At 41.1% G+C, this 11,732-nt stretch carries 9 protein-coding genes, 4 tRNA genes and 1 pseudogene; 10 read left to right on the forward strand and 4 right to left on the reverse strand.

Going from position 1 to position 11,732, the window contains the following annotated elements:
• The first annotated feature begins 269 nt into the window (after positions 1-269).
• Entirely contained in the window at positions 270-1,211 is a 942-nt protein-coding gene (locus tag ACPUEY_RS13515) for a sensor domain-containing diguanylate cyclase (protein WP_425122399.1), read from the forward strand.
• Between the two features lie 6 nt (positions 1,212-1,217).
• Here the strand turns inward: ACPUEY_RS13515 and ACPUEY_RS13520 are convergent, their stop codons facing one another.
• Positions 1,218-1,382 (reverse strand): hypothetical protein, encoded by a 165-nt coding sequence (locus tag ACPUEY_RS13520; protein WP_425122400.1) that lies wholly within the window; start codon positions 1,380-1,382, stop codon positions 1,218-1,220.
• A 413-nt stretch (positions 1,383-1,795) separates the two neighbouring features.
• Positions 1,796-2,668: an ATP-binding protein gene (locus ACPUEY_RS13525; RefSeq protein ID WP_425122401.1), complete on the reverse strand. Its 873-nt coding sequence runs from the start codon at positions 2,666-2,668 to the stop codon at positions 1,796-1,798.
• A gap of 189 nt (positions 2,669-2,857) precedes the next feature.
• On the opposite strand from ACPUEY_RS13525, the gene ACPUEY_RS13530 reads away from it, so the two are divergent.
• The 6 genes from ACPUEY_RS13530 (at position 2,858) to ACPUEY_RS13555 (ending at position 5,764) form a co-directional block, all read left to right on the forward strand.
• Positions 2,858-4,369 carry a DUF3336 domain-containing protein gene (locus ACPUEY_RS13530; protein ID WP_425122402.1) on the forward strand — a complete coding sequence of 504 codons (1,512 nt, stop codon included), beginning with the start codon at positions 2,858-2,860 and terminating at the stop codon, positions 4,367-4,369.
• On the forward strand, positions 4,329-5,186 hold the full coding sequence (locus ACPUEY_RS13535) for a serine/threonine protein kinase (protein ID WP_425122403.1): 858 nt from the start codon (positions 4,329-4,331) through the stop codon (positions 5,184-5,186). The genes ACPUEY_RS13530 and ACPUEY_RS13535 overlap by 41 nt, the downstream gene beginning before the upstream one ends.
• 107 nt (positions 5,187-5,293) lie before the next feature.
• Positions 5,294-5,378, forward strand: a tRNA-Leu gene (locus ACPUEY_RS13540).
• 34 nt (positions 5,379-5,412) lie between these two features.
• Positions 5,413-5,486, forward strand: a tRNA-Trp gene (locus ACPUEY_RS13545).
• Positions 5,487-5,522: 36 nt separating this feature from the next.
• Positions 5,523-5,607: transfer RNA gene (locus tag ACPUEY_RS13550), tRNA-Leu, on the forward strand.
• A gap of 71 nt (positions 5,608-5,678) precedes the next feature.
• Positions 5,679-5,764: transfer RNA gene (locus ACPUEY_RS13555), tRNA-Leu, on the forward strand.
• A 147-nt stretch (positions 5,765-5,911) separates the two neighbouring features.
• On the opposite strand, the gene ACPUEY_RS13560 is transcribed toward ACPUEY_RS13555, so the two are convergent.
• Entirely contained in the window at positions 5,912-6,115 is a 204-nt protein-coding gene (locus ACPUEY_RS13560; protein WP_086176023.1) for a hypothetical protein, read from the reverse strand.
• Positions 6,116-6,617: 502 nt separating this feature from the next.
• Between ACPUEY_RS13560 and ACPUEY_RS13565 the strand changes: the two genes are divergently transcribed.
• A complete protein-coding gene (locus ACPUEY_RS13565; protein WP_425122404.1) occupies positions 6,618-6,890 on the forward strand; it encodes a hypothetical protein in 273 nt (90 codons plus the stop codon).
• 26 nt (positions 6,891-6,916) lie between these two features.
• Here the strand turns inward: ACPUEY_RS13565 and gloB are convergent, their stop codons facing one another.
• A complete protein-coding gene (gene gloB, locus ACPUEY_RS13570; RefSeq protein WP_425122405.1) occupies positions 6,917-7,648 on the reverse strand; it encodes a hydroxyacylglutathione hydrolase in 732 nt (243 codons plus the stop codon).
• A gap of 209 nt (positions 7,649-7,857) precedes the next feature.
• On the opposite strand from gloB, the pseudogene ACPUEY_RS13575 reads away from it, so the two are divergent.
• Positions 7,858-8,681 (forward strand): annotated as a pseudogene (locus tag ACPUEY_RS13575) (PhzF family phenazine biosynthesis protein).
• Between the two features lie 134 nt (positions 8,682-8,815).
• A complete protein-coding gene (locus ACPUEY_RS13580) occupies positions 8,816-11,584 on the forward strand; it encodes a M16 family metallopeptidase (RefSeq protein ID WP_425122406.1) in 2,769 nt (922 codons plus the stop codon).
• Positions 11,585-11,732: the final 148 nt, after the last annotated feature.

Here is an 11,732-nt window from a genome sequence, read left to right on the forward strand (position 1 = left end):
GATGTGACAAAACCTGAGTCCTTTATAGTTAAAGTGTTTGTTTGCACTCATATTTTAACTATTTAGACTCAGGTTTTTTTTATTTAAAGTAAACTGTGGGACAGTAGTGGCTTAGCGTCTCTTTTTTAATAATCAGCTGAAGCGGTTGCAGCAAAATATAATTTGATATATGCGCGTTTATATTTAGAATGGTTTTGCTCAATTAAAATATATTTTAAAGTAAATCAAAAAAATATTTATTTTATGATCATCATCATAGGTTTGTTCATATGGACCATATAAATTTCAGAAGTTTTCAAGAGGCGGGGCAAGCGGTTTTAAAGTTTCTCCATTCACGCTTCGGATTTAACTTGTGGATGATTACCCGGGTAGAAGGTAAAGACTGGATTGTGCTGCAAAGCGAAGACCATGGTTATGATGTTCAGCCCGGACAGGTATTTCAGTGGGCGGATTCATTTTGCTTTCACATGATTGCCGGTAAAGGTCCTAAAATTGCTCCGCGTTCAGAAGACATTCCATTATATGCAACTGCACCGATTAACCAGCAAGTCAGTATTAAGTCTTATATCGGTCAACCGCTAATCCATGAAGACGGCAGCTTGTTCGGTACCCTTTGTGCCATTGATCCGCAAATCAAATCTGATGCAATTATGCAGGAGGTAGAATTAGTCGAATTATTCGGTAATTTATTAAGTAATATCCTTCAAGCTGAACTGCGCCAAAGTGAACAAATCCGTCAGCATGAGCGTTTAGAAGCTGAAGCTCTAAGAGATGGATTGACGGGCTTATACAACCGCCGGGCCTGGGAAAAATTGGTTACTACAGAGGAAGAACGCTGTAAGCGTTATGGACATCCGGCAGCCGTTTTTTTTATTGACTTGAATGATCTTAAAAAAGTAAATGATAGTTTGGGGCATGATCGGGGCGATGAGCTGATCCAGCAAACGGCGAATGTGCTCAGGAATACCGCACGCAGTAATGATATTGTGGCCCGTTTAGGTGGTGATGAATTTGTGATTTTAAGTGTAGAAAATGATGAGGCAGGAGCAGAAGTACTCTTGAGTCGCCTTATGCAAGCCTTCAAGCAGGAAAAAATTGCTGCGGCGATTGGTGTGGCCATGCGTCATCCTGCTCAAGGACTGTTTAAAGCAGCTGCTGAAGCAGATAGAAGAATGTTTGAGCATAAACGGCAACTCAAGTCTGAAGCATAAAATTGGTCAGGATGACTTTGAACTGTTTTTCTTAATAAACTGATTAAATTGGTCTTGTAATTCCAAATACTTGCGATGTGTCTTGGCCGCTGTCCATTTTTGCTTGAAACTTTGCGCAGCGGCAGCCTTCTCTTGATTTTCTGGACTATTACGGTAATTCAGCACGTCCATGCGGGCCGCTTAAACTTTTTTATCGTCAGGAACAGCGCCAAAGTTTTTTGAGAAACCTCTGAAAGCCCGTCTAGGGATATCGTTATTAGATTTTTTAAATCAGCATAGCCTCACTTGATTGATTTAATTTTTTTACCTTTTCGTAGGCAATCTCTCTACTTTTGAAAGGTCAAAATGAGGATCTCAAAATGTATTTTGAGTCCGCAAGAAAAACCTTTTGTTTCACATACACGACTTCATGAGCCAGTTTTAAGCACTGCTTTAAAATGCAGCGCAAGGGATGGGAAACGTGTGGCATCCATGCCACACTCATGAATCAAATATCGACTAAAATCTGTTTTCAATTTCAGCTGTAAGAACAATTTTTGGTTTCTAAAATGATTTATGCAAGAAGTCTATTAATCACTTTGTTTTTAAAGGGCTTTTAACTGCTGCGACCCAATCCAGTGTTTCGAAAACTGATACGCTGCACGCCCTGAACGCTGTCCACGTGCCTGGCACCATCTTAAGGCTTCGGCGCGTACGTCATCTGTCATGGACATACCGGCTTTGGCTAAATAATGCTGCACGATCTCCAAGTACAAATTTTGATCCATGGGATAAAAAGACAGCCACATGCCGAAACGGTCAGACAGTGAAATTTTTTCTTCAATAGCTTCTTGCGGGTGCAGCTCCGTATATTGCGGTACATCCATACGTGTTACGGGTGTGTTTTCATGCATAAATTCAGGCAATAAATGACGGCGGTTGCTGGTGGCATAAATAATAAAATTGCTTGAACCAGATTGTAATGAACCATCCAGGACACTTTTTAAACTGCGATAGTTTTCATCTTCTGCGTTAAAAGCCAGGTCATCACAGTAAACAATAAATTTTTCCGGGCGATTTTCAATCAATTTCTGAATCATCGGGAGATCGGCCAAATCATCACGTTCAATTTCAATTAAACGCAGACCTTCAGATTCATACTCGGTTAACAGTGCACGTACAATGGATGATTTTCCTGTACCGCGTGAGCCAGTCAGCAGCACATCGTTGGCAGGCAAGCCTTTTAAAAATTGCCGGGTATTTTGAATTACTTTTTCTTTTTGTTTTTCTATACCCTTTAAATCGTCCAAATAGATTTTTTTGGGCTGCTGAATGGCCTTTAATTGGTGATTTTGCCACTTATAAGCCGAAGCTTCAAAGTTGGTTTCTTGTTTCAGGTCAGGGAGGTTTTGCTGTAGCTGTTGGAGTACAGTAGAAAGAACTTGTAAGATATTGTCAGGTAAGTCAATTGTTGCCATGATGGTTCAGCTTATACGGATAAAGTGAAAAAAGGTCATTTTATATGGGAACTGTATATCAAATAGTCATAGTTTGCCAATTGAATAGGGGGTATCATGATTGATTCATCATTTGTGGATTGTGCGAATATGATGTTTGATACCCGATCCGGGACAGGAAATAATAATGAAAGTGTTTGAGGGATAAATATGTTATTTAATAATTTCGCGACAAATATTAATCCACATCAAGCGTATCGTATAAAAAAATTAAAAAGTCAGCTTGCTTCGGCTGAAACTTATGAAGAATGGAAGAGCATCGCCCTAAAAATAGATGAAGAATCCGGTGCTCAAGAGTGGAAATTGGATAACTGTTCACCTTATTTTGATGCTGAAATTATTTCTGAGCGATTAAACAGGTTAAAACGCTACCGTTTTCAAAAACGTACTCACGATCTCATGTATATATTACGTGAAGGGCTAAGCTACGATATCGCGAATATTGCACATCCCATGCTTTTTAATGCCACTTATGTGGGGACTAAAAAAATCATTGAAGATTATGTGGAAGAAGTCAGTGAAAGTCTGGCTTACATTGCTTCGAGCAGCTGTATTTGCTTGTCTATGGAAAAAAAAATAGAGTTCTTTCAGCAGTGTAAAAAGGCTTATGGGCAGCCTGCAATCATGTTTTCTGGTGGGGCAACTTTAGGACTGTTTCATACTGGTGTATGTAAAGCACTGCTGGAACAGGATTTAATGCCTAAGGTGTTATCCGGTTCGAGTGCCGGGGCAATCATGACCACCATGCTGGGTACCTCAAAACCTTCAGATATTACCAGTCTTTTAAACGGTGAAAACTTTTTTACGGAAGCTTTTCATTTTCGAAAACTTGGCGACATTTTAAAAGGTAATGGCGGTTTTGCAGATGTCAAATATCTGAAAAAATTCCTGATTGAAAATTTGGGTGATGTAACTTTTGAAGAAGCCTTTAAAACTTCCGGCTTACATATTAATGTCGCTGTAGCACCTTATGATACCTCACAACAGGCACGTATTATGAATACTTATACTTCGCCAGATTTACTGGTCTGGAGTGCGGTGTTGGCCTCCTGTGCTGTGCCTATCCTGTTTCCACCGGTTAAACTTACCAGCAAGCGTTACGATGGTAAATTGACCCCTTATATGTCCAATACCCGTTGGGTAGACGGCAGTGTAAGAAGTGATTTCCCGCAGGAAAAAATGGCGCGACTGTATAATTTAAATTACACCATTGCCAGTCAGGTGAATCCACATATTGTGCCATTCATGCAAAGTGATGTAGAGCGCTACCGTCAAGATATGATGAGTTGGCCAGAGCGGATTGTTCGTCGTCAGGGCAAAGTCATTACCAAAGGAATCATGGATTTTGCTCGTGGTCGGGTCGGCATGTTTCCGCCTGTACGCCGTTTGCTCGATCATGGCTATGGAGTGATTGATCAAGGTTATTATGGCGATTTGAATATTGTCGGGGATTATAGCTTACGCCATTATACCTATATGTTTCAGAATCCACGGCCATATTTGTTCAAGTTATTGCAAAGAGAAGGTGAGCGGGCAACCTGGCCGAAAATATCCTCGATTGAAACTCATGCCCGTGTAGGCAAAACCATCCAGCACTGTTTAGAGCTTTTAAGTTATCAGCATGATCCAGAGAAAAAAACCGCAGAATTTATTGCAGTTTAAAGATGTGGATTTTTCTAACATCCATTTAAGGTTAAAGATCAAGCCCAAAAGTTTAACTTTTGGGCGTTGTTTATATACCTTTGAATATCAGCAGCAATGCTATTGGCTAAAAAAGCAAAGCTTGAATAGCCATCCAGGCGTTGAAGCCGGGTTCTGGAATGAACTGGTTTTTTATCAGCAATTTTCAGCTCAAGCCAGTTCTTCCAGCAGCATGCCTGATTTTTTATTGCCGTTTCAAATCATTTCTCATTTTAAAAACCTGGCTGAATCAAACGTGTCGGGCAGTGCGGCACTGATTCTAAGCGATGCAGACTTATTGCTGGATGATTGTGCCGGGATGTCGCTGCAACAGATCAAACAGACTTTCATAAAGCTGCTGGATGCCGTGGAGCAATTACATCAGCTCGGCTGGATTCATGGCGATTTAAAATGCGAGCACTTGGTTGAATATCAAAAACGTGCATGTTTAATCGATTTTGAGCAGGTACAGAAAATCAATGCAGTCCACCCCCTGAAAAGTCTGACTGCCACACCGCGCTATATGGCACCCGAACTTTTTCAGGGTGCCGATAAAACCGTACAAACTGATATTTATGCTCTCGGCATTATTCTTTATGAATGGCTCAGCGGGCAGCGTTTAAGGGCAAAAAATTACCGGGACTGGGCTTATTTACATTGTCAGCAGTTAACGATTGAACTGCCACAACATTTTTTGCCGTTTGAACGCTATTTGCGTGGAATGATAGCGAAGCAAAAAGAACAGCGATTTACTGATATTTACACCATAAAACAGGCCTTACTTACTGAAATTGTTTAAGAAAAATACAGAAAAACGTTTTTTGTTTTTTATTTAAACAAACAAGTGGATTTTTCATAAAAAGGTCTTGTCATGAGGAATCGATCTCTATAATATACACAGCCATTGGGGACGTGGCGAAATTGGTAGACGCACTGGATTTAGGTTCCAGCGCCGCAAGGTGTGAGAGTTCGAGTCTCTCCGTCCCCACCACTTAAATATCAACATGGTTTGATAATTAGGTTATAGAGGATTGGTGTAATGGTAGCATGACGGTCTCCAAAACCGTTCGTCAAGGTTCGAATCCTTGATCCTCTGCCAAGCTTTAAAAATCCAACATTAAGTTGGTACCCTGATGGGGACGTGGCGAAATTGGTAGACGCACTGGATTTAGGTTCCAGCGCCGCAAGGTGTGAGAGTTCGAGTCTCTCCGTCCCCACCATCATATTAAGGCAAGGTATGCTACCTTGCTTTTTTATTGTAAAAAAATCCAGCCACTTAGTTGGTCCTGACGGGGATATGGCGGAATTGGTAGACGCACTGTGTTCAGGTCGCAGCGCCCTCTGGGCGTGAGAGTTCGAGTCTCTCTATCCCCACCATATGAAAGCAAGGTAAATCACCTTGCTTTTTTATTGCCTGTAAAAAAAGTAAAGATAAATAAAAAGCCCAAAAAATGGGCTTTCTGAAAATAGATTTATTTAAAATTATTATTGTTTTTGTTTCGATCCAAAATTACATATAGTCTTTTAAGCTTTTAAGTGATCTTCGAATTCTTCGCCAAGCTGCATGGCAAGGGCATTACCCGCTAAATCACAAGTGACCAGACCATATTCTTTTTTAAAGCTAAAGGTAAATCCACGATTGTCAGTCAATGACTTTACTGAATAGCCCAATTTTTCTAACCAGATACGAAATGCAATTAAATTTTTTGCCTTAACAACTTTCTTCACGAAAAAACTCCTTGTGTATATTAGATACTGACTGCAATTAAATAATTAATAGGGATGCACGTATTTTTTTAAAGGGTAGCTTGAACAGGTTTTTTATAAAATAAATATTTTGTATTTTTTTTATGCAGGAAATGCATAAATAATAAGTGAATTTTGGATGGAAAATCATCGGGTATTGAAAGAAATAATTTTATATATTATTGATTTTTATTTATTTTAATCTGGGTGTTTTTGATTTATTGAAATGGAAATATTTAAACACAATTTTCGGTGTTGCAGATATGTTCTTATCTTGGAGTTGTTTTGGGGATATTTCGATAGCGAAGTGAAGTGAGCATCTCTCTCGGTTAATGATCCATTCACTCAATGCTCCATGCAATAGCCATCAAAAAATGACGCTGCTTTGGATTTAAAAAACAGATAAAGTATAGACTGCCGTACCGAGGAATTTTTTGAATTCTGGTCGGTGTAAAATGTTGATTAAGATGAAGACTGGATTGCAATGACCACAGAAACCATTGAACAGAACGTACTCAAGCAAATTCAGCACATGCAGCAACAAGGCTTGGTACCTGTTGCTGTCATGCTGGGCCATGAGGATTGGCTATTTTTCGCAGATCAATCCAAAGTGTCCTATACGCCTTTTGGCAGCGCCCGTCGTTATCAACCCGCTTTGGGCGGTTTACTGCTGGTTCGTGTTGACGAGATGCAGGTCACCCAAGTGGTGACACAAAATGAGCTGGATGCTTATACCGAAACCCATCAAATTTTATAAACCTGCCGTAATTAACATAAAATCAGTTAAAAGTTATCTTTTAACTGGCGTATGTGCTGAAATTCTTCCACGCTTTCCACCCTTAAAAAGGGATTGGTTTGCAGTTCCAGTTCAATACTACTTGGCAAGGTGCTTTGCCCGAGCATACGCAGTGCTTCCACCTGTTCGAAGCGCTGCTGAATTGCCAGATTGTCAGGTTCGACATGTAATGCAAACTTGGCATTGGCCAGCGTATATTCATGGGTGCAGTAGACTTTGGTGCGTGCAGGCAAAGCGGCCAGGCGATTGAGCGAATGGTACATCTGCTCATAGGTGCCTTCAAACACGCGGCCACAACCCATGGCAAACAGCGTATCGCCACAGAAAAGCACATCCAGCGCATCAATAAAATAAACGATATGACCCAGCGTATGTCCAGGTACAGCAATAATCTCAATATTTAAATCATGAAAATTAAGATGATCTTCATGTTGCAGGGGATGAGTGATAAAAGGAACTTTGCTTAATTCTTCCCGTGGACCATAAACGGGGATATGACGATTTTGTAAAAGCTCGGGCACACCGCCAATATGGTCTTTATGCCAGTGCGTCAGCCAGATCTGGGTCAGCTTTAAACCTTTTGCTGTACAAAACTCTTCGACCAGATGGGCTTCAGTGGGGTCCACTGCAACTACTTCTTTACTCGGGATATGTTCTAATAACCAGATATAGTTCTGTAATTGATTTTTCACATCAATCATATGGACTTGAAAATTCATGAGATAGAAATCAATGATATAGATATGAATAAGCTAGCCTTAAAGCCAGGTTTTTTCCAGGGGGAAATCGCAATTAATAGGCCAGTATTTATACATAACGTTGCTGATCTGCAGTTGGATACACAAACACTCTTTCTAGATCAGCTTTTTGTTTTTTTTAGATTATCAAATGAAGTGCAACAGAGATTAAATTACTGGAAGGAAGCAAGATGAAAATGTATCAGGTGGATGCCTTTACTACGGAACTGTTTAAAGGAAACCCTGCGGCAGTGATTGTGACTGAACATTGGCTGGATGAGGTCTTGATGCAAAATATCGCCCTGGAAAATAATCTGGCAGAAACTGCTTTTGTAAAAATGCTTGATGCAGAAAACTATGAAATCCGCTGGTTTACCCCAACCACAGAAGTGAACTTTTGTGGCCATGCAACGCTAGCCAGCAGTTTTGTACTCTTTAAAGATTATACTACTGCAAAAACCCTTCGGTTTTATGTTAAAGAGCTCGGCATTTTTGTGGTAAGCCAGGAGGCTGATGGCAAAATCAAGATGAATTTTCCGATACGCCGCGCAAAAAAATTACCGATTATCCTGAAATTTTAAAGCAAATTTTAAGCAAGCCATTTAAAAATGTTTATTTAAATCATCAGGCCTACATTATGGAATATGCAAATCCGGAAGATGTACGGGATGAAAAGCCCAATCTGGAATTATTCAAACAATGGACACTCCATCAAGCCGGGCAAACCCAACCCAAGTGTGTTCTGGATCTGGCTATTACTGCTCAGGCTGCTGCGCCTTATGATTGTATATCGCGCTATTTTGCTCCCGCGAATGGCATTCAGGAAGATCCGGTTACCGGTTCAATTCATACCGCGATTGCACCGTTTTGGGCGGAGAAACTGGGCAAAAAAGACATTCTGGCTTATCAGGCATCCGCGCGTGGGGGAAAATTATATTGTGAACTGCTTGAAAATGAACGGATTGAAATTTCGGGTTATGCAAAATTATATATGCAGGCAGAGCTATATCTGTAACATCTGGATATAAATGAACGACAAAGCTGTTGAAATAAACGGCAATGCTTGCAAAAAGTGACTACTCAACATCATGATCATTTTCTAAGATGTGATGCTTAAAAATTTATATGACTGAATAAATTGGAATAATTATGCTCATGCGGTTCAAACAACTTACTATCTCATTATTATTTGTTGGTTTTAGTGCAACTGTCTGGGCACAACCGATTTTGGTTAAATCTGAGCAGAAGATTGAAGAATATACATTAGACAATGGTTTTCGCGTGGTGCTGGCGCAAAACGATAAAGAAAATAAAGTGTTTATGAATACGGTCTATCTGACCGGTTCGCTCAATGATCCGCAGGGCAAAGGCGGTCTGGCGCATTTGCTCGAACATCTGGCATTTAAGGGAACACAGAATATCAAGGGCGAAGAATTTCAGCGCCGTCTGGATCAATACACCTTAATGACCAACGCCAGCACGGATTATTATTCCACCAAATATACCAATGTGATCCGTCCTGAACAGAATGCGATTAATCAAGTGATTCATCTTGAAGCTGAACGTATGGACAAACTGGTGTTGCAGGAAAAGTTTGTGCCTTCTGAAATTGCCATTGTGAAACGCGAACGTGAAATTCGTATGGACCAACCGTTTGCAGTGATGATGGACCAGATGTGGAAATCGGCTTATGGTAACCAGTATCTGGGACGTTTGCCGATTGGCGATTTAAAAGAATTGCAGTCCATCAAAATGGATGAGCTGAATAAATTTTATCGAACTTGGTATGCACCGAATAATGCAGTGATGATCATTTCCGGTAAATTTGATAAAGCTGCTGTGCTAAAACAGATTGATCAACAGTTTAGCCCTATAGCAGCTCGTCAGGTTCCAGCACAGACCAAGGTTCCTGTGCTGGATTCGGCCAAAATTCAGCAAAGAAATTTTGCCGTGAAAAAGGGCAGTGATCTGGCTAAATTCAATATTTACCTGAATGGCAAAAATGAAAAAATCAAGTCTGCTCTGGCACTGACACCTTATTTATATACCATGCAGCCGAGTGGGCATCTTTATCAAAGCATGGTGGAAACTGGTTTGAGTACCGGCGTTCAATCCACCACCTGGCTGGATCAGGACTTTAATCTGGTGTTTATGGGCGCCATTTATGCCCCGAATCATGATGAGAAAAGGGTGCAATCCGAGCTGGTGGCAGGGGTGGAAAAGAGTCAGCCATTTAATGAGACCGAACTGAACCGGGTAAAAAACCTGATTCAGAATCAGGCAGACAGCGTACTCAGCAATGCTGCCGCCTTGGGTGGAAGATTAAGTGATTATTATGTGGCCTATCAGGGGAATTGGTCGCAGTACTTTACCGATCTGAATAATGTAAAACAGCTTAAGCTGAACGATGTCAATCAAACCCTGACCCGGTTTTTAGTGCCAGAACATCGCATTTCTGGAGATATTAAACCGACCCCGGAAGATCAGAAAAAAGCATTACAACAACAGGCCGCCGAGCAGCCTAAAACCTTAGATCAGGCCAGTGTGCAAGAAGAACCGCTTAAAGACAGCAGGGTGTATAAGCAGGAGGTTGCGGAATACGTCAAAACCTCGAAGCAGTATTTGGTGGATATTGAAAAGAAAATCCAGCGCGGAAAGTTGAAAAACGGTATTGTATACGCTTTATATCCGACTTCAACCCGTGATGATAAAACCTATGCCACCATTTCTGTGGACTTTGGTACGGACAAATCTTTGTTTAATAAAGGTGAAGTACTGGATTTGATGGCCTATTTACTGCTGCGTGGCTCAGATCAATACAGCTTGCAGGATATTGCCGACAAGTCGATTGAAGCTGGTGGTGGCGCAACGGCCACTGCATCTGCAAATAGCATTATCATTCAGATTGTGGCGAAAAAAGACAAATTTGAGGATTATTTCAAATTTATGCTTGATGTTCTGAAAACACCGAAGTTTGAACAATCGCAGTTTGACCTGATTAAATCACAGAGCCTGTCGAGCCTGGATCGTCCCTATACCGAACCTGAAACGGTTGCTGCATTGACCATGACCCGCTTATTGGAAACCTATCAGCCAGGAGATTTGCGTTACCATTTTGAACCGAACCTGTCCAAACAGCAGCTTCAAGCAGCAACGGTTGAGCAAGTGAAAAAGTTATATCAGGATTTCTTTGTCAGTCATCATGCACAAATTGCCATTACGGGTGATTATCAGGCTCAGCCCATGCTAAAACTGCTGCAAAAAGAATTTTCAGGATGGAAAGCGCAATTGCCTTATCAGCGTCTAAGTGCTAATTATCAGGCATATCAGGCACAAAAAATTCATGCCTTATCTGAGCAACGTGAATTTGGGAATTATCAGGCCATTTTGACCTTGCCGGTGGGTTCGAATCATGCCGATGCACCAGCACTCATAGTGTTGGGCTATATTATGGGCGACTCGCAACTGTCTTCACGTTTAGCCCAGGAACTCCGTGAGAAAAATGCCCTGGTGTACGGTTTTGGCAGCAATCTGGATCTGGATGAATGGATTGATTCAGGCGCACTCAGCATAGAAGCCAATTATACGGCAGCGAAGTCGGCGCAAGTATCACAAGCTGTGCATAAAGTGCTGAATGATTTACTCGCTAAAGGGGTAACTGAACAGGAGCTGGAAGCGGCCAAAGCCAGTATTCTGAAAAAACGGGTAACTGCTTTGGAAGATGAGCGCAATATTCATGCGATGCTGATGCCACAACTGGAACATAACCGTAACTTACTGTACCGTGAAAAACGTGATCAGGCTTTTGCAAAACTCAGCAAAGCCGATGTAGACGCCGTGATCAAGAAATACATCAAACTGGATCAGCTGGTGGAAGTCATGGCGGACCAGTATGGAAAGCCACAAAACAAGTCATGATTCTTAATCCGCTTTTTTTCAATTTCCCTCTCCTTTCAGGCATAGGTATCTACACATCTTTAGGTACCTAATGCAATGGTTGCGATTTCATTCAGTTCATCTATTGAATATTCTGAGAGCAGCTGAAGGGTGTTCAGTAAAATCGAAA

The sequence above is a fragment of the Acinetobacter sp. G11 genome (genome assembly GCF_049808495.1).
In the GTDB taxonomy this organism is placed as follows: Bacteria; Pseudomonadota; Gammaproteobacteria; order Pseudomonadales; family Moraxellaceae; genus Acinetobacter; species Acinetobacter kookii.